Source organism: Gelidibacter mesophilus DSM 14095, from assembly GCF_000423005.1.
Lineage (GTDB): Bacteria > Bacteroidota > Bacteroidia > Flavobacteriales > Flavobacteriaceae > Gelidibacter > Gelidibacter mesophilus.
Window position 1 is genome coordinate 76736 of record NZ_AUHD01000010.1, and the last position, 18023, is coordinate 94758.

At 38.3% G+C, this 18023-nt stretch carries 15 protein-coding genes; 12 read left to right on the forward strand and 3 right to left on the reverse strand.

The window, feature by feature from the left end; translation table 11 throughout:
- Positions 1 to 39 precede the first annotated feature (39 nt).
- From G525_RS0112610 to G525_RS22690, 5 genes are all read left to right on the forward strand, one after another.
- Entirely contained in the window at positions 40 to 1431 is a 1392-nt protein-coding gene (locus tag G525_RS0112610; RefSeq protein WP_027126486.1) for an O-antigen ligase family protein, read from the forward strand.
- Positions 1382 to 2404: a glycosyltransferase family 4 protein gene (locus G525_RS0112615; RefSeq protein ID WP_035479641.1), complete on the forward strand. Its 1023-nt coding sequence runs from the start codon at positions 1382 to 1384 to the stop codon at positions 2402 to 2404. The genes G525_RS0112610 and G525_RS0112615 overlap by 50 nt, the downstream gene beginning before the upstream one ends.
- Positions 2405 to 2873: 469 nt before the next feature.
- Positions 2874 to 4265: an exopolysaccharide biosynthesis polyprenyl glycosylphosphotransferase gene (locus G525_RS0112620; RefSeq protein ID WP_027126488.1), complete on the forward strand. Its 1392-nt coding sequence runs from the start codon at positions 2874 to 2876 to the stop codon at positions 4263 to 4265.
- Between the two features lie 201 nt (positions 4266 to 4466).
- Positions 4467 to 5267, forward strand: coding sequence for a TIGR00266 family protein (locus G525_RS0112625; protein WP_027126489.1), 801 nt, complete (start codon positions 4467 to 4469; stop codon positions 5265 to 5267).
- Between the two features lie 140 nt (positions 5268 to 5407).
- Positions 5408 to 5605: a hypothetical protein gene (locus tag G525_RS22690; protein WP_027126490.1), complete on the forward strand. Its 198-nt coding sequence runs from the start codon at positions 5408 to 5410 to the stop codon at positions 5603 to 5605.
- A 109-nt stretch (positions 5606 to 5714) separates the two neighbouring features.
- On the opposite strand, the gene G525_RS0112635 is transcribed toward G525_RS22690, so the two are convergent.
- On the reverse strand, positions 5715 to 6653 hold the full coding sequence (locus tag G525_RS0112635; RefSeq protein WP_027126491.1) for a hydrogen peroxide-inducible genes activator: 939 nt from the start codon (positions 6651 to 6653) through the stop codon (positions 5715 to 5717).
- 265 nt (positions 6654 to 6918) lie between these two features.
- On the opposite strand from G525_RS0112635, the gene G525_RS0112645 reads away from it, so the two are divergent.
- Entirely contained in the window at positions 6919 to 7851 is a 933-nt protein-coding gene (locus G525_RS0112645) for a peptidylprolyl isomerase (protein WP_027126492.1), read from the forward strand.
- Between the two features lie 254 nt (positions 7852 to 8105).
- On the opposite strand, the gene G525_RS0112650 is transcribed toward G525_RS0112645, so the two are convergent.
- Complete coding sequence (locus tag G525_RS0112650; RefSeq protein WP_027126493.1) at positions 8106 to 8342, reverse strand: hypothetical protein; 237 nt, start codon at positions 8340 to 8342, stop codon at positions 8106 to 8108.
- Positions 8335 to 8790: an SRPBCC family protein gene (locus G525_RS0112655; protein WP_027126494.1), complete on the reverse strand. Its 456-nt coding sequence runs from the start codon at positions 8788 to 8790 to the stop codon at positions 8335 to 8337. The genes G525_RS0112650 and G525_RS0112655 overlap by 8 nt, the downstream gene beginning before the upstream one ends.
- Before the next feature lie 341 nt (positions 8791 to 9131).
- Between G525_RS0112655 and G525_RS0112660 the strand changes: the two genes are divergently transcribed.
- The 6 genes from G525_RS0112660 (at position 9132) to G525_RS0112685 (ending at position 17960) form a co-directional block, all read left to right on the forward strand.
- On the forward strand, positions 9132 to 11078 hold the full coding sequence (locus tag G525_RS0112660) for a peptidylprolyl isomerase (RefSeq protein ID WP_027126495.1): 1947 nt from the start codon (positions 9132 to 9134) through the stop codon (positions 11076 to 11078).
- Positions 11075 to 11929, forward strand: a complete 855-nt coding sequence (locus G525_RS0112665) for a hypothetical protein (protein ID WP_051209924.1) — start codon at positions 11075 to 11077, stop codon at positions 11927 to 11929. The genes G525_RS0112660 and G525_RS0112665 overlap by 4 nt, the downstream gene beginning before the upstream one ends.
- Positions 11892 to 13343, forward strand: coding sequence for a peptidylprolyl isomerase (locus tag G525_RS0112670; RefSeq protein WP_027126497.1), 1452 nt, complete (start codon positions 11892 to 11894; stop codon positions 13341 to 13343). The genes G525_RS0112665 and G525_RS0112670 overlap by 38 nt, the downstream gene beginning before the upstream one ends.
- A gap of 1 nt (position 13344) precedes the next feature.
- Positions 13345 to 14298 (forward strand): AAA family ATPase, encoded by a 954-nt coding sequence (locus G525_RS0112675; RefSeq protein WP_027126498.1) that lies wholly within the window; start codon positions 13345 to 13347, stop codon positions 14296 to 14298.
- A 49-nt stretch (positions 14299 to 14347) separates the two neighbouring features.
- Positions 14348 to 15457 (forward strand): acyltransferase family protein, encoded by a 1110-nt coding sequence (locus G525_RS21780; protein WP_051209925.1) that lies wholly within the window; start codon positions 14348 to 14350, stop codon positions 15455 to 15457.
- Between the two features lie 238 nt (positions 15458 to 15695).
- Entirely contained in the window at positions 15696 to 17960 is a 2265-nt protein-coding gene (locus tag G525_RS0112685; RefSeq protein WP_027126499.1) for an aconitate hydratase, read from the forward strand.
- Positions 17961 to 18023 lie beyond the last annotated feature (63 nt).

Here is an 18023-nt window from a genome sequence, read left to right on the forward strand (position 1 = left end):
AAAATACTGTATTTTGCGAGCTCTTTATATGTTTATCCCATGACTGCCAAACGACACTATCGTTACCGCTTTACCAATGATGCCTATGTGGCCTTGATTGCTTTGCATATTGTGATGGGCATATTTATCAATATGATCCCCCAGTTTTCCAAATTGTATTTCGCTGTGGTCTGTACGTTTTTTATCTTCAAGATCATCGTGGCCCCAAAACGCGATAAGGTGGTTTGGGTAATGTTTGGGGCAGCTTATTTGGCGGCCGCGGAATCCTTGTTTCGAATGACCGGAGGAGGTCTGTTCTACGAATTCTCCAAATATTTCGTGATTCTATTGATGGGGATGGGCATGTTTTACGATGGGATCTCAGGAAAAGGCTACCCCTATTTTATTTATTTGATTCTTTTGGTGCCGGCGGTGTTGGTGGCCTCTACCACCTTGGGCTATGATCTTAATTTTAGGACCAGTGTGGCTTTTGTGCTGAGTGGCCCAGTGTGCTTAGGGATTTCGGCGCTCTACTGTTATGACAGGAAGGTCAGCAAGGAGGTCCTGCTCCAAATTGTGGCTTGCATGAGTTATCCCATCGTCACCATGACCACGCATTTATTTCTATATAACCCGAGTGTCAAAGAAGTTTTGACTGATACAGGATCTAGTTTTGCTACTTCTGGAGGATTTGGTCCCAATCAAGTGGCCACCTTACTTGGATTGGGAATGTTCGCTTTGACGGTGCGATTTTTCATGAAATCACCCAGTTTGTTTTTAAAGATATTTAATCTCCTGCTTTTATCTGCCGTATCTTTTAGGGCCTTGGTTACCTTGAGTAGAGGTGGAGTATATGGAGCCATCATTATGATTTTAGCTTTTTTGATCATCTATTATGGCAGTGCTAAATTTCATCAAAAACAACAAATTGTAGTATCCATCTTTTTATTGATATTCGTAACCTTCATTATCTGGACAGTCAGTCTCAATCAATCCAGTGGTTTGGTTGGCAACCGTTATGCCAATGAAGATGCATTAGGTCGTGAAAAAGGGGATATTTCAACAGGGCGTGTGGATATTTTTGTCGATGAATTTGAAGGTTTTGAGAATCATCCATTTCTCGGGGTTGGGGCCAGTGGCATGAAGCAGTCACGCTTGGATGATAGTGGACTAACAATTGCCTCGCATAATGAAATCAGTCGTTTGCTTTCAGAACATGGCATATTTGGCGTTTTGATCTTAATAATTTTAATTTTGAAGCCGCTGGATTTCAGGAGCCGGCATCGCAACAACATCTTTTTCTTTTCTTTTTTGGGCTTTTGGTTCGCTACCATTAACCACTCCGCCATGCGGATTGCCGCACCTGCTTTTTTATACGCCTTATCACTATTACATGTTACCAATGAAAAACCTACTCTACGTCGGAAACCATCTCAAGAGCTCACAGACTAACACCAGTTACAGTGCTGTTTTGGGACCTTTGTTAGAACAGAGCGGGTATCAGGTACGTTATACTTCTGATAAAACCAATAAAATGTTGCGGCTTTTAGAAATGTTATGGACTACTTTTAGGGCTCGAAAAAAGACAGACCTTGTCTTAATTGACACCTACAGCACCCAGAATTTTTATTATGCCGTTTTGGTTGGTCAATTGTGTAGGCTATTAAAATTGCGGTATATCCCTCTTTTGCATGGTGGCAACTTACCAAATCGCTTAAAAAACTCACCTAAATTATCTCAAAGACTATTTAAAAACGCCTATACCAATGTCTCACCTTCTTTATATTTAAAACATAGTTTTGAAGAGTTTGGGTATCAGAATGTAGTTTACATTCCAAACACCATAACAATAGAAAATTACCCATATCATAAAAAAACCTTTGATGTTCCCAGGCTTTTATGGGTGCGTTCCTTTTCTGAAATTTATAATCCTAAGTTGGCAGTTGAAGTTTTGTATGAGTTGATACAACGCGGCTATGATGCCACCTTGACTATGGTTGGACCTGATTCTGATGAGAGTTTGTCTCAAGTGAGAGCCTTGGCAGCTACATTAAATGTCCCAGTTAATTTTACCGGAAAGCTTTCTAAAAAAGCGTGGATTGATCTTTCTACAGATTATAACGTGTTTATGAATACGACTAATTTCGATAATATGCCGGTGAGCGTGATTGAGGCCATGGCATTGGGACTTCCTGTGGTGTCAACTGATGTAGGTGGGATGCCGTATTTGATTGATAGTGGCGTTGACGGGGTGTTGGTAGTTCCAAATGATAAAGAGGTGATGGCTGATGCTATTGAGACCTTTTTCGAGGATAGATACCGAACTGACGCCATGGTTGTTAGAGCTCGAGAGAAGGTGGAAGGATTTGATTGGGAGAAGGTGAGGGAGCTTTGGGGGGAGGTGTTGCAGATTGAAGATTTTTAATTGACGATTGTTGAATGTTGATTTTTGAAGTTAGGAAGGTTTGAATATTGAGTGTTGAAGTTTGGATTCTTCAGGGATTGAGGATTATGACCCTACCGTCTATAAACTCTTTTCTGAGCTTAAATCCACCTTCCCTTAAAAAAAGGGAACTCGTCTTTTGTGATGGCTTGAATGTAAATATTGCGGATTGTTGAAGGTTGAAGTGAAGTGATAATATTCCGAAGTAATAACTTAGAAGTTACTCACGCGTCTTTATCTTTAAATAATAGCTTTCGTGAACGCTGCATATTTGATGCGGTCGCAAACTTTCATTTCAAGTAGCTCTCGAATGAAAATACAAAAGCGGGAAACCTGTAACTCGAAACTTTTTTAATGATGACTGATAAATGATGACTTTTATCCAAAATAACGAATTACTCTTGTAGAATTCTCAAGACTTATTATCTTCGCTTTAAGATTATTTTAACAAATGCCAAAAAACGCCATTCATTTTCAAATCTCAGAGCGTAAACTCCTGCTCCGTGGTATGGATTTGCTTATGGTTATTTTTGGTTTGTATTTGTTGGGGCTCTTTTTTGATTATGCCTACTTGAAAATCTGTTGGGAAAACAGTTTGGCTATTGCTATTCTTTTATTTTATTTGGCGGTATTTGGGACTGTTTTCGAAATCTACGATTTACAGAAATCCAGCCAGTTGGACGTCACTTTTAAAATTATTGTATTTACCGTTTCTACAAGTGTTTTGTTTTACTTTTTGACCCCAGTGTTAACACCTTTTCTACCTGAAAAGCGCCTCCAAATTGTTTATTTTTATCTTACCATCGCCTTTTTTATCTTTTTATGGCGGATGGCCTATGTGACCTTAATTGCCTCCCCACGATTTTATAAACGTGTGCTGTTGGTGGGTGAGCCGTTTTATGTTGAGGATTTTGTCAATGCGTTGAGCCAATCAGACCCTAATTATAAAATTGTGGGTTTTATTAATTGTGAAGTGCCAAAAAATGAACCGATAAAATTTAAAGGGGTCACAGAATATGGCGCATTGGAGCTACTTAAAACGATTGAAGATCAAAATATATCAGAAGTGGTTGTGGCCAGTTACAATTCCGAGAATATTACGGTAGATGTCTATAATGATCTCATGTTGCTGTTAGAAAGTGGTTTTACGATTAGAGAATATTCGCAGGTTTATGAAGAAATTACAAATCGGGTCCCTGTTCAGTTTATAGGGAAGGATTTTTATAAGTATTTCCCATTTAGCCGAAGCAATCAAAACACCTTATATCTGTTTTTTCACCGTCTATTTGATATCCTCTTTTCATTGATAGGCCTGTTTTTTGGAATTCTAATTTTGCCACTAATTGTTATAGGTAATCTATGCGGCAATAAAGGGCCTTTGTTATACCGACAAGAACGGGTTGGGAAGAATGGAAAGCTTTTTGAAATAATCAAGTTAAGAAGTATGATTATTAATGCGGAAACCAATGGCGCCAAATGGGCCGAATTGAATGATGTTAGAATTACCAAGTTTGGAAAGTTTCTCCGTAGAAGTCGTATTGATGAAATCCCCCAGTTCTTGAACATTATTAAAGGCGAGATGAGTATGATTGGGCCACGACCAGAACGTCCAGTTTTTGTTGAAGAACTCGCAAAAACGATACCCTTCTATGAAACGCGACATATTGTAAAGCCCGGTTTGACGGGATGGGCGCAAGTGAAAACCCGCTACGGCGCATCAGTTGACGAAAGTCTTGTAAAGTTACAATATGATCTTTTCTACATTAAACATAAAAGCTTTTTCCTCGATTTGAATATTATGGTGAAGACTTTGAGTACTGTTTTGTATTATAGAGGACAGTAGGTGGTGGGCAGTGACGATTGAGGATTGACGATTGTTGATTGATGATTGTAGAAGGTTTGAATAGCGAATATTGAATGTGGAATACCGAATGGGGAAGTTTGCAGACTGAAGACTGAGGACAGAGAGACTGATTAACTGATATCGGATAACGGATAACTGAGAAATTGATAACTGGAAATAATAAAAACAAACAAAAACATTATGACAGCACACGAAATTGACTACAGAATCTACGGTGAAGAAATGCAATACGTAGAAATAGAACTTGATCCTCAGGAGGGCGTTGTAGCTGAAGCCGGTAGTTTTATGATGATGGATGACGGCATAAAAATGGAAACTATTTTTGGTGATGGATCTGAACAAAACAAAGGATTTTTAGGCTCAATCTTAGGAGCCGGGAAGCGTATCCTCACCGGAGAGAATTTGTTTATGACCATGTTTTATAATGTCCTTCCGGGAAAGCGAAATGTATCTTTTGCATCGCCATATCCAGGAAAAATTATTCCTATTGATCTTACGGAATTCGCAGGCAAGTTTATCTGTCAGAAGGATGCTTTTTTATGTGCGGCAAAAGGAGTGAGTGTGGGCATTGAGTTCTCAAAAAAAATGGGACGCGGCTTTTTTGGAGGAGAAGGGTTTATCATGCAAAAGCTGGAAGGTGACGGTTTGGCATTTGTGCATGCAGGAGGTACGATGGCCAAAAAAGTGCTTCAAGCTGGAGAAGTGTTGCGGGTGGATACAGGCTGTTTGATAGGGTTTACCCAAAACATAGACTATGATATTGAGTTTATAGGAGGGATTAAGAACAAATTGTTTGGTGGCGAAGGCCTTTTTTATGCAAAGCTCCAAGGGCCGGGAACCGTTTACATACAGTCTTTGCCATTCAGTAGGCTGGCAGCGCGGGTTTGGGCAAGCGCTCCGCAAGGCGGTGGTAAACAGAAAGGTGAAGGCAGTATTTTGGGCGGATTGGGGAATATTTTGGATGGGGATAATCGTTTTTGAATCAACGTGGGCTTTTATAATTTGTTAAAGTTATCTTTACGTTGTGTTCCATAGGTTTTTTTTACTAATTTTAAGCAACCTTAAATATAGATGCCTATTATTGAAATCTACCTAATATTTATAACCTAAACTAAAAAATCATGGCAAGAGCAATGTTTGAGTACACTAAAACGGTACTTAGCAAAGTTAGTTTTGATCCCGCACTGTTCTGTAGAGAAGTTCAAAAAGCTATTCACCGCTTACTACCTTACGAACTTGAAGAACTAGAGATTTTCATTAGATCTCTGATACAGCAGAATCCCAACTTAAATCAATGTTTAATCTATTTAAAAACATAATAAAAAAGCGACCAATTGGTCGCTTTTTTTATGGATGAAATCAAAATTTAGTTCTATAGGTTTTTCAAAGTTGTCTAAGACCTTATTGCTAAGATATGCCTGGGCCTATTTATTTTGGGAGCGGACTAATTATTTTAACATTTTGAAAAGCAATAGCCCCACGGATAATTCCGGAAATTACGTCGTGCAAAGCCTCAATAATTTGCATTTTTAACTCGCTTCTATGATAAATAATACTCACTTCACGGGCCGGAGAAGGCTCTGTAAAATGATGGAGATTCTTTTTTAGATTGTCATTGAGTTCAAGAGTATGTAAATAGGGGAGCAGCGTCATGCCCAATTCTTCATTTGAAAGCTTGATCAAGGTTTCAATACTCCCACTTTCCAACTGAAAACTATCATCAGTCTGATCCTTAAAGGCCTTACAAAGATTGATGATTCCATCCCTAAAGCAATGCCCATCTTCAAGCAGTAACATATCATCAATTTCAAGATCGGACACTTCAATTTTTTTCTTGCTATAAAGTCGGTGGTGTTCTGGAATATAACCAACAAACGGCTCATAATAGAGCACGCGCTCCTTGATGTTTTCAATTTCCAAAGGTGTCGCTGCAATAGCCGCATCTAGATGGCCTTCTTTAATTCTTTGGATAATATCATCCGTGGTTAATTCTTCAATTTTAAGTTTCACCTTAGGGTATTTCTTAATAAATGCCTTAAGGAACATGGGCAGCAAAGTTGGCATGATGGTGGGAATGATTCCAATACGGAATTCGCCACCAATAAATCCTTTTTGTTGATCTACAATATCTTGGATCCGCTCTGATTCATTCACGATATTTCGAGCTTGATGGACAATTTTCCGTCCAACGTCTGTGAGTTCGATAGGTTTTTTACTCCGATCAAAAATAAGAACATCGAGCTCTTCTTCTAGTTTTTGAATTTGCGTGCTCAATGTCGGTTGGGTAACAAAACATTTTTCGGCTGCTTTTGTGAAGTTTTTTTGTTCCGCAATTGCCAGAACATAAGTTAATTGGGTAATGGTCATGGTTATTCATTTAAACTATAAAAATATATAAACTATCTATAAAAGCTATTATAAAAATGGTTAATAAAAGCTTAAAATCAATTGGCAGTTTTGAGTTGGCAGCCTTCAGTCTTCCGTCACTTGGCATCTCATCCTCCGTTCGCGGTCGGCGCTCCGGCACCAACCTGTCGTTCTTCGCCATTATCCTTTCCTAACCTACCCACTCCTCCCCAATTTTTCCAAATCAATTCGTATCTTTGCCATTGCAAACAAAAAATAAAATACAATGCAAGACGGCTTATATGCAAAATTCATCACCAACAAAGGTGATATTTTAGTGAATTTGGAATACAAAAGAACCCCGGGCACAGTTGGTAATTTTGTGGCGTTGGCGGAAGGAAATTTAGAGAATTCTGTGAAACCACAAGGCACACCTTATTATGATGGTTTGAAATTTCATCGTGTGATTCCTGATTTTATGATCCAAGGGGGATGTCCTAAGGGCACAGGTACTGGTGATCCAGGATATAAATTTGAAGATGAGTTTCATCAAGACTTAAGACATGACGCTCCAGGCGTTTTGTCAATGGCGAATTCAGGGCCGGGATCTAACGGCAGTCAATTTTTTATAACCCATATCGCTACACCATGGTTGGATGATAAACATACCGTTTTTGGGAATGTTATTGAAGGACAGGATGTGGTGGATGCCATTGTTCAGGGCGATCAAATTGAAAAATTGGAGATTGTTAGAGTAGGTGAAGAGGCTGAGGACTTTAATGGTGTTGAGGCTTTTAGAACCTTTGAAGGTTCAAGAGAAGAGCGCATTGCTCAAGAACGTAAGGCAAACGAAGCGGAACTTGACAAATTGGCGACAGGTTTTGATAAAACCAAAAGCGGTTTGCGCTATAAAATTATTAATAAGGGAACTGGGAAGGCCGCAGAGAAAGGTAAGACCGTTTCGGTACACTATAAAGGCCAATTGGCTGACGGAACTGTTTTTGACTCGTCCTACAAACGTAAACAACCGTTAGAGTTTCAAGTTGGTGTAGGTCAGGTAATTTCTGGATGGGATGAAGGCATTTGTTTATTGAACGTTGGTGATAAGGCACGTTTGGTCATTCCTAGTGATTTAGGCTACGGCGCGCAGGGTGCCGGAGGTGTAATACCCCCAAATGCCATTTTGGTTTTTGATGTGGAATTGATGGATGTGAAATAAACTTGCATGTATATACCAATAAAAAACGCAGCTCTAGAGCTGCGTTTTTTATTGGTTCAACCACTGTCGCTTTTTGACGAATTGTAACTTCGAATTTTCAAGCAAGAGGAATTGAGAGCTGTTTGGCAATCGAAATTATCAATCAAAGGGCGTGTCTCCGAAAACTAAATTTTCTATATGCTCACTTCCAAATCCTAAAAAATGGTATCAAATTTTTATAAAACAAAAATAAAGAGGTGTAAAGTGAAAGCAATTTATTCAGAATACACCTGTCCGCGATGAGGTTTTAAAGCATCTCTCAAAGGTTTCATTTGATCTTCAGAAACTACCAGATACGCAATGGCGTGGGCGTCATTGAGAACTTCAAATCCTGAAAAGAGGTCCATATAGTTTTCTGCTTCAATAAATTCATTGAGATGTACAGCGTGGTGTTCAGCGATCTTTAAACCGTCGGGACCTTTAAAATCCCAGATTAATTTTAGTTTACGCATGGCTAACAGAGATTCCTTTTTCAGCAAAGTTCTTAAAATCCTTCATGTATTGCAAGGTCTGTTTCTTAAATGTTTTTGGCATTAGCCAAATCATCATGCGCATCTTAAAATTTAGAGGTACAAATTCATTGACACTCACCCATTTGGTGAAGTTTTCAGGTGTGGGACCAAAATAATTTTCTTGGATATCGTCCAGACCATCTATATTATAAGTGCTATGCACTTCATAAGGCAGGTTTTTATGTGTAATGGTTTCAATAAGTGCCATTTGATTTTTTCCTACCTTATAATGGGTCTTCATTTTTGACCCAAAGGCACCCGGAGTTCCGGAGACATGTTCAACGGAAATAAAACCGCGTTGCCAATGCTTCAGGTTTTCAATGGTGTCAAACATTTTTGTGCAAATGTCCAAAGGCACTTCAATCACTATGTCTACAGTATATTTCATGGATTGAGATAAAAAATAGATAACGTCTAAGTAAAGATAATTGGTTTTTAGAAAAAATAGAAGTCTTTGAGACCAACAGTCCAAAAAGTATGTTGAGATGTTATTTACGGTGAAATTGAGGTAAAATGAATCGGAAATAAATGGCATCAACCATCTGGATTGCCGAATATTATCAACAGCATCATATACTAAATTTAGATGTGCATCGTTTGAAAAAAAAGCAACTTGTTTAATGCGCTAATTATATTATTTTTGCAAATAGTGTCAACCTGGTTCTAACAAAAATGAAATAGCACTTTTTAATGCCGCTTATTTCAATCTAAAGAAATCAAAATAGCATAATGAAATTATATGTCAGTTTAGTAATGCTTTGGCTAACCACCTTCGCTAATGCACAAATGTCTTCTAAAGATATATTGTTTACTGTGGAAGATGAGCCTATCAAGGCAGAAGAATTCATGAGAGTTTACAATAAGAACTTGGATTTGGTGAAAGATGAGAGTCAAAAGGATATTGATGGTTATCTCAAGCTCTTTGTGAATTATCAGTTAAAGATAAAAGAAGCTAAACGTTTGGGATTGGATCAGGATGAAAAATACATTAAGGAATTTTCGTCCTACAAAGACCAATTGGTTAAAAACTATCTGTCAGATTCCAAAGTTACTGAAGCGCTCACCAAGGAAGCTTACGAGAGAATGCGTTATGAAGTAAAAGCAAGTCACATTTTGATTCGCTTAGAAGAAAACGTGACAGATACTTTAGAGGTCTATCAGGATTTGATGAAATTGCGCAATCGTGTCATAAAGGAAGGTTTTGAGACTGTTAAAGATGACGTGCATAATGGCAAGACGGTTTTTGCAGAAGAGTTAGGCTATTTTTCGGCCTTTAAAATGGTTTATGAATTTGAGAATGCCGCTTACAACACTAAAGTAGGTGAGGTTTCCCAACCTTTTAGAACCCGATTTGGCTATCATATTGTGAATGTAGAAGACAAGCGCCAATCATTGGGCGAGGTTACCGTAGCACATATTATGGTAACGCCAAATGAAAAGGATAGCCTGTCAGCTCCTGAAAAGCGCATCACCCAGATTTACAACATGATTAAAAAGGATGAGGATTTTGAAATCTTGGCAAAACAGTTTTCTGACGATAAAAGCTCTGCCAGTGACGGTGGAAAATTAGCACCGTTCTCTGGTGGCCAATTGAATGCTCCAGAATTTGAAAATGTGGCTTTTGGAATGAAAACTATTGGTGACGTTTCTAAACCTTTTGAAACCAATTATGGCTGGCATATTATCAAGTTACTGGATAAGAAGGGAGTTCCGGCCTATGATGATGTCAAATTTGATATCGAAAATAAAATTCAGCGCGATTCTCGCTCCAGCCTCATCAATACAACCTTGGCAAATGATTTAAAACAAACGTATGACATAGTGCCCAATCCTAATGGCAAGGTATATTTCGAATCCATCTTAAATAATAATTTTTTTAAGAACGCTTGGGTATTGCCTAAGAACTTTCAAAAAGATGAAGTGTTATTCACCATTGAGAAAGACACGATACGCTATGACGATTTTGGAAAGCGCCTCATGAGCATCCAGAGAGTTTATACGGAGAAGTCCATGCCTTTTAAAACCATCATTGAAAAGGAATACAAAAACTTTGAAGAGGATGCCATTTTAAAGTACCATAAAGAAAATTTGGAGTTTGTTAATGAAGAATATGCCCAGATCTTGGCAGAATATAGAGACGGTTTGTTGTTGTTCGATCTTATGGAGAAAGAAGTCTGGAATGCCGCTGCTTCTGATAGCATAGGACTTCAAAAATATTATAGTGCGCACAAGGATAACTATTTTTGGGAAGATCGGGTGGATGTTGTGATTGCGACATCGACTAGAGAAAAGGATATCAAAACCGTGGCAAAACTCCTTAAAAGTGGGAAGTCCTCAGAAGAAATTAGCAACCAGTTAAATACAGATCAGGTGCAGAGGGTCATGTTTACCAAGGGCATCAAACCTGCAGACGACCCAAGTTTGCCTGAAGAGGAGCTTATTAGAACTGGACTTTCAAAAATTTACCATTATAACAGTGCCTATCATGTTATTAAAGTCAATGCCTTGCTGCCAAAGACCAATAAAACGTTTGATGAAGCCAAAGGTAAGATTATCAGTGATTATCAAAATGCTTTGGAAGCCAAATGGCTAGAAGATCTCCATGAACGTTATGAGGTTGATATCAATGCCGATGTATTACAGAAAGTTAAATCTCAAATTAATGAGGAACCTTGATTAAAAAAGCCATTTTAGTAATCGTAACGAGCTCCTTTCTGTTCTCTTGTAATTTTTTCAAGCAGACCGATGATAGGATTCCCGTGGCTAGAGTTGGAGAATCGTTTCTTTATGATGAAGATGTCATGGATTTAGTGGCAGAAGGAACCTCTGTAGAAGATAGCACGCTTATCGTGAACGGCTATATTACGCGATGGGCCACACAGCTCCTGTTGGTTGAAGGGGCAAAAAGAAATTTGCCGGAAGAGATTCAAAATGATTTTAGCAAATTGATCAATCAATATCGTAATGACCTGTATACCAAAGCCTATGTGGAAGCCTTGGTAAAACGAAATATTGATACTGCCGTATCTACTGCAGAGGCACAACGGATTTATGAAAATAATAAAGAATCCTTTAAACTTAATGAAGAGTTGATCAAATTGAGGTATATCAACATCTCACAAAGTGCACTCAATAAAGACGATATTGAAAAGCGCTTTAAAAGGTTTGATGAGAAGGACCAACGCTATCTCGATTCTTTGCACGTTCAATTTAAATCGTACTCGTTAAATGACTCCATTTGGGTAAAGGTCGCTCAGGTAGTGGAAAAAATTCCGGTATTGAGCAGTGACAACAAAAAAGAACTGTTAAAAAAATCTAATTTTATACAGCTCAAAGATTCAATAGGCCTATATTTGATCCAAATTAATGAGGTCTTGCAACAAAATGATTATGCGCCATTAGAATATGTAAAACCTACGGTAAAACAAATCATAATGAATCGTAGAAAATTAGAACTCATCAAGCAATTTGAAAAAGATATCACAAAAGATGCCATTAAAAATAACCAATTTGAAATTTACAACTAAGCTTAAGCCACTTTTGGCATTAGTAGTCCTATTATCCTATACTTTTAGTTCAGCACAAGAAATCATTGAAGAAGGGGTTGTGGAAAAGGAAATCGTAAAAGATACCTCTTCCCAGGAACGCATCAAAATTGATGGCGTAGTTGCTGTTGTGGGCGATTATATTGTTCTGGATTCAGATCTCGACAAGCAATTTGCCCAGTTGGAAGCTTCTGGTGTTTCAAAAGCCGATTTGCCTACCCGTTGCCAATTGTTCGGGAAGTTATTGGAGGATAAATTATATGCCCATCATGCCATTCAGGATAGTATTGTTGTGAATGATTTGGAAATCCGTTCTCAAGTTGATCAGCAGTTCAGTTATATCTTGGAGCAAATGGATGGCAGCATGCCAAAAATGCTAAAATTTTACAATAAGGACACGGAACAAAGTTTGCGAGACGAGATGTTTGAAATCAACAAAAGTCAGCAACTTGCCGGGCGTATGAAGGAGAAAATTGTAAAGGATATTGAGGTGACTCCAGAGCAGGTAAGACAATATTTTAATGACATCCCTAAGGAGGAGCGCCCGTTTTTTGGAACCGAGTTAAAGGTGGCTCAAATTGTGGTCATTCCTAAAATTTCAGAAGCAGAAAAACAAAAGGTGGTAGAAAAACTGAAAGAGTTTAAGGCCGATGTTGTAGAAAATGGTGCCAGCTTTACTTCAAAAGTGGTTTTGTATTCGGACGATATTGCGTCCCGAAAAACAGGAGGTTTGTATACGTTGAACAGAAAGCGTCCACAAATGGTAAAAGAATTCAGAGATGTGGCCTTCTCAATGCAGGAAGGTGAAATTTCTGAGCCATTTGAAACTGATTTTGGATATCATATTATCCTATTGGAAAAAATCCGTGGTCAGGAATATGATGTGCGCCATATTTTAATGCGTCCAGAAGTGACCCAAGCAGCCATAAAGGAAGCTAAAGAAAAAATTGATTTGATCCGTCAGCGTATAGTTGATAAGGAAATTACTTTTGGTCAAGCCGCAAGGGAGTTTAGTGATGAAGATGAAACACGTAATGATGGCGGGCAATTAATCAATCCACGTACCCAGGATTATAGTTTTGAATTGACCAAAATGGACCCTGAACTATATACGCAAATTGAAAGTTTAAAGGATGATGAAATTAGTTTGGTACTTCAAGATGAAGACCGAATCAATCCTATCAAATTTAAACTTCTCACCGTAACAGACCGAATCGATGAACACGATGCTGATTTTGCCAAGGATTACCTGAAGATCAAAAACTTGACAGAACAAGACGAGCAGTTTAAAGCTATTGAAAAATGGGTAACCGAGAAAATTATGGATACCTACATCAATATTAATGGCGACTATAGAAACTGTGAGTTCAACAGTAATTGGTTAAAAAAGGAATAGTATGTCGGATGTTGCTGCCGTAGAACAGTTTGTAAAAAAATATCAAGCCTTAAAAAGTGAAGTTGCCAAAGTAATTGTAGGACAGGATGAGGTGGTGAACCAAATCTTAATTTCTATTTTTTCTGGTGGACATGCGCTCTTGATTGGTGTTCCCGGATTGGCAAAAACTTTAATGGTCAATAACATTGCCAAAGCATTAGGTCTCGATTTTAAACGCATCCAATTTACGCCAGATTTAATGCCAAGTGATATTTTGGGCAGTGAGATTCTAGACGAAAACAGACATTTTAAATTTATTAAAGGTCCCATATTTGCAAACATTATTTTAGCAGATGAGATCAATAGAACGCCTCCTAAAACTCAAGCTGCCTTATTGGAAGCTATGCAGGAACGTTCGGTAACGGTGGCAGGACACCATTATCAATTGAGCTTGCCTTATTTTGTGTTGGCCACCCAAAACCCGATAGAGCAAGAAGGCACCTATCCTTTGCCAGAAGCACAATTGGATCGGTTTATGTTTGCCATTTCTTTAGATTATCCATCCTTTGCTGAAGAAGTAGAGGTAGTTAAAGCAACGACTTCTGATCATAGGGCAACGGTTAACCCGTTATTCTCCGCTCAAGCAATTATCGAATTCCAAAATTTAATCCGACGGATCCCTGTAGCAGATAACGTTGTTGAGTACGCCGTGACCATGGTGGGCAAAACGCGGCCAAAAGAAGCGACTGCTTCGGCTTTGGTCAAGGAGTTTGTAGATTGGGGTGCGGGCCCAAGAGCATCGCAAAATCTCATTTTGGCAGCTAAAACCCATGCCGTCATCAATGGTAAGTTTTCACCAGATATTGAAAATGTACAGGCGGTTGCAAGTGGCATTCTTCGTCATCGCATTATCAAAAATTACAAGGCGGAAGCTGAAGGTATTACGGACGATCAAATTATCAAGAGTTTATTCTAACCCGCATTTTGTTCTAATGCCATTTTGGGTACACCCTTAATTTCCTTTAATGAGAAAAGAGCGTAATTTCGGATTGGATTTAGTAAGAGCCATTGCTATTGCTTTAGTCGTCTTATCTCATGCAACGTTTCTTTTTGTTCGAGAATCCGATAATTTAGTTGTGATCTTGATGCGGACCATGGGCGCCGTGGGGGTCGATTTATTTTTTGTGCTAAGTGGTTTTTTAATTGGTGGCATATTATTAAAAGAGATCGATAAAGGCCATACAAAATTTCAGAACTTGGTGATTTTTTGGAAACGACGTTGGTGGCGGACCTTGCCCAACTATTTTCTAGTCCTCCTAATCAACATCGGTGTTTTTTATGTTTTCTCAATTGATTTACCAGAATCTACCGGTTCATACTTTGTGTTTCTACAGAATTTTTCGACGCCTCAATCCTACTTTTTTACAGAATCTTGGAGTTTGTCCATCGAAGAATACGCGTATCTAATTTTACCTTTCGTAATGTTTTGCGGCTTTTTTATATTTAAAAACCGTAGTCATTCTGTTTTTTTATGGGCCACGCTTGTGGTGATATTTATTGGGTTCTTGGTGAAACTACATTTTTATATGTATGTTGAAAATGTCAATCATAAGAACTGGAGTGGGATGTTCAGAAAAGTAGTCATTTATAGATTGGATGCCATCTATTTAGGATTTTTGTTAGTGTATATAATGCGACATTGGCCAACCATTTTTCAAAAATTAAAAATTGAACTTTTGTTTTTGGGCGCCATTGTTTTCGCCGGAATGCACCTTCTCATTTATACCATGGATTTGCAGCCGGAAACCCATTTGTTTTTTTATGTGTTTATGTACCTGCCACTAATTTCTATAAGCTGTGCGCTAGCCTTCCCATTTGCTGTTAGTATGAAGCGCAGCACCACTTTTAATCCGCTCATTTATTTTGTAAGTACGCGGTCTTACGCCATTTATCTCATCAACTTTTCAATAATTTTATTGAGTATTCGCTATATAGTAGACATTAGTGGGGCCGCTTTGCTGCTAAAAATTACGTTGTGTATTGTATTTTTGTTGTTGACCCTTAGTCTTTCAAATTTGCTTTACATTTATTTTGAGAAGCCAATTTTGAATTATCGCGATAGAAATCTGCGCTAAAAATGTTACTATGGACATCCTCATTAATTTCATCGGACTCATAAATTACCAATTTAATATAATATCAGTTGTTATTTTGTCAAATTTCAGATTATCAGCCTTGTTTGTCAAGGTTTATTGAATAATGTTCAATGTTTTTTAGATTCTATTACAGATTTTTAAAAGTCTTTGAAATTTCGTAAATTTGCAGTCCGAGTCCTCGGAAATTAAATAAACATCAACCTTTAAAATATATTCTATGGCATTTGATATTGACATGATTAAAAAAGTTTACAAAACTATGCCTGAACGTGTGGACAAAGCGCGTCAGATTGTTGGTAAGCCTTTAACTTTATCTGAAAAGATTTTATACGCCCATCTTTGGGACGGAGAGCCAACAACTGCTTTTAAGAGAGGCAAGGACTATGTGGATTTTGCTCCGGATAGAATTGCATTGCAGGATGCCACGGCACAGATGGCGTTGCTTCAGTTTATGCAAGCTGGTAAGCCTAAAGTTGCAGTGCCTACTACGACGCATTGTGATCATTTGATTCAAGCAAAACAAGGTGCAGTGCCAGATTTAAGAAGAGCGAATGAAACCAGTAGTGAAGTTTTTGATTTTTTAGCTTCAGTATCTAATAAATATGGTCTTGGCTTTTGGAAGCCAGGAGCAGGTATTATTCATCAAGTGGTTTTAGAAAACTATGCATTTCCTGGAGGAATGATGATTGGAACTGATTCGCACACCGTGAACGCAGGTGGGTTGGGAATGGTTGCCATTGGTGTTGGTGGCGCAGATGCTGTTGACGTTATGGCTGGAATGGCTTGGGAATTAAAGTTTCCTAAATTAATTGGCGTCAAATTAACAGGTAGTCTTAATGGCTGGACGGCATCTAAAGATGTGATCTTAAAAGTGGCTGGAATTTTAACTGTAAAAGGTGGTACCGGTGCTATTGTTGAGTATTTTGGACCTGGTGCTAAGAATTTATCTTGTACAGGAAAAGGAACCATTTGTAATATGGGTGCTGAAATTGGTGCAACCACATCAACTTTTGGATATGATGATTCTATGGAGCGCTTCTTAAGAGCTACTGACCGTTCTGAAATTGCTGATGAAGCTAATAAAATCCGTGAGTATTTAACTGGCGATGATGAGGTTTATGAAAATCCTGAGCAGTATTTTGACCAAGTGATTGAAATTGACTTAGACACATTGCGTCCTCATTTAAACGGACCTTTCACACCAGACTTGGCAACTCCGGTTGGAGAGCTTGGCAAGCTTGCCAGAGAAAAAGGATGGCCAATAAAAGTAGATTGGGGTTTAATAGGTTCTTGTACCAACTCCTCTTACGAAGATTTAACCCGTGCTGCTTCAATTGCTAAGCAAGCGGTTGATAAAAAAATAAAAGCGAAATCGGACTTTGGAATCAACCCTGGTTCTGAAACTATTCGTTATACAGCAGAACGTGATGGCATTTTAAAAGTATTTGAAGACTTGAATGCTACCATTTTTACCAATGCTTGTGGACCTTGCATTGGTCAGTGGGATAGAAGCGATTTAAAAGGTGATGAGAAAAATACGATTGTACATTCGTTTAACCGTAACTTCTCAAAGCGTGCCGATGGGAATCCAAATACACATGCCTTTGTTGGTTCTCCAGAAATGGTGGCCGCAATAGCAATTTCGGGCCGTTTGGATTTTGATCCAATGAATGACACGCTTATCAATGAAGATGGGGAAGAAGTGAAATTGGATGCGCCACAAGGCATTGAATTGCCACCAAAAGGGTTTGATGTAGAAGATGATGGCTATGTTGAGCCAGTTAAAGATGGCAGCAATGTGGATGTATCAGTAAGTCCAACTTCTGAACGTTTACAATTATTAACACCATTCCAACCTTTGGGAAATTCTATTAAAGGCGCAAAATTGTTGATCAAAGCCTTCGGTAAATGTACGACAGACCATATTTCTATGGCTGGACCTTGGTTGCGTTACAGAGGGCATTTGGATAATATCTCAAATAACATGCTCATTGGAGCAGTAAATGCCTTTGGTAAGAAAACAAACTTTGTTAAAAATCAGTTGACAGGTGAGTATGGTGGTGTTCCTGATGTCGCAAGAGATTATAAAGCTAAGGGAATTCCTACAGTTGTTGTGGGAGACCATAATTACGGTGAAGGTTCTTCTCGTGAACATGCAGCCATGGAACCAAGACATTTGGGGGTTGCAGCGGTTTTAGTGAAATCTTTTGCACGTATCCATGAAACAAACCTTAAAAAGCAAGGAATGCTAGGCTTGACATTTGATAATGAGAATGATTATGATTTAATTCAAGAAGATGATACCATTAATTTCTTAGACTTAGATCAATTTGCTCCGGACAAAGCTCTTAATTTGGAGTTTGTTCATGCGGATGGCAGTAAGGATGTGATTAAAGTAAACCATACTTATAACCAACAACAAATTGATTGGTATAATGAAGGTTCGGCTTTAAACTTGATTAAAAAGCAAAATGCTTCTTAAGCTTAGTGACTAAATATTTTAATAAAACTCCCAATGTCTGTTGGGAGTTTTTTGTTTTTTTAA

Bases quoted from the DNA above. Each gene is read 5' to 3' on its own strand.
- G525_RS0112670 (WP_027126497.1), top strand. From the start codon at position 11,892: ATGCCATTAAAAATAACCAATTTGAAATTTACAACTAAGCTTAAGCCA.
- G525_RS0112610 (WP_027126486.1), top strand. From the start codon at position 40: ATGACTGCCAAACGACACTATCGTTACCGCTTTACCAATGATGCCTAT.
- G525_RS0112615 (WP_035479641.1), top strand. From the start codon at position 1,382: ATGAAAAACCTACTCTACGTCGGAAACCATCTCAAGAGCTCACAGACT.
- G525_RS0112625 (WP_027126489.1), top strand. From the start codon at position 4,467: ATGACAGCACACGAAATTGACTACAGAATCTACGGTGAAGAAATGCAA.
- G525_RS0112650 (WP_027126493.1), bottom strand. From the start codon at position 8,342: ATGCGTAAACTAAAATTAATCTGGGATTTTAAAGGTCCCGACGGTTTA.
- G525_RS0112635 (WP_027126491.1), bottom strand. From the start codon at position 6,653: ATGACCATTACCCAATTAACTTATGTTCTGGCAATTGCGGAACAAAAA.
- G525_RS21780 (WP_051209925.1), top strand. From the start codon at position 14,348: ATGAGAAAAGAGCGTAATTTCGGATTGGATTTAGTAAGAGCCATTGCT.
- G525_RS0112675 (WP_027126498.1), top strand. From the start codon at position 13,345: ATGTCGGATGTTGCTGCCGTAGAACAGTTTGTAAAAAAATATCAAGCC.
- G525_RS0112620 (WP_027126488.1), top strand. From the start codon at position 2,874: ATGCCAAAAAACGCCATTCATTTTCAAATCTCAGAGCGTAAACTCCTG.
- G525_RS22690 (WP_027126490.1), top strand. From the start codon at position 5,408: ATGGCAAGAGCAATGTTTGAGTACACTAAAACGGTACTTAGCAAAGTT.
- G525_RS0112660 (WP_027126495.1), top strand. From the start codon at position 9,132: ATGAAATTATATGTCAGTTTAGTAATGCTTTGGCTAACCACCTTCGCT.
- G525_RS0112655 (WP_027126494.1), bottom strand. From the start codon at position 8,790: ATGAAATATACTGTAGACATAGTGATTGAAGTGCCTTTGGACATTTGC.
- G525_RS0112645 (WP_027126492.1), top strand. From the start codon at position 6,919: ATGCAAGACGGCTTATATGCAAAATTCATCACCAACAAAGGTGATATT.
- G525_RS0112685 (WP_027126499.1), top strand. From the start codon at position 15,696: ATGGCATTTGATATTGACATGATTAAAAAAGTTTACAAAACTATGCCT.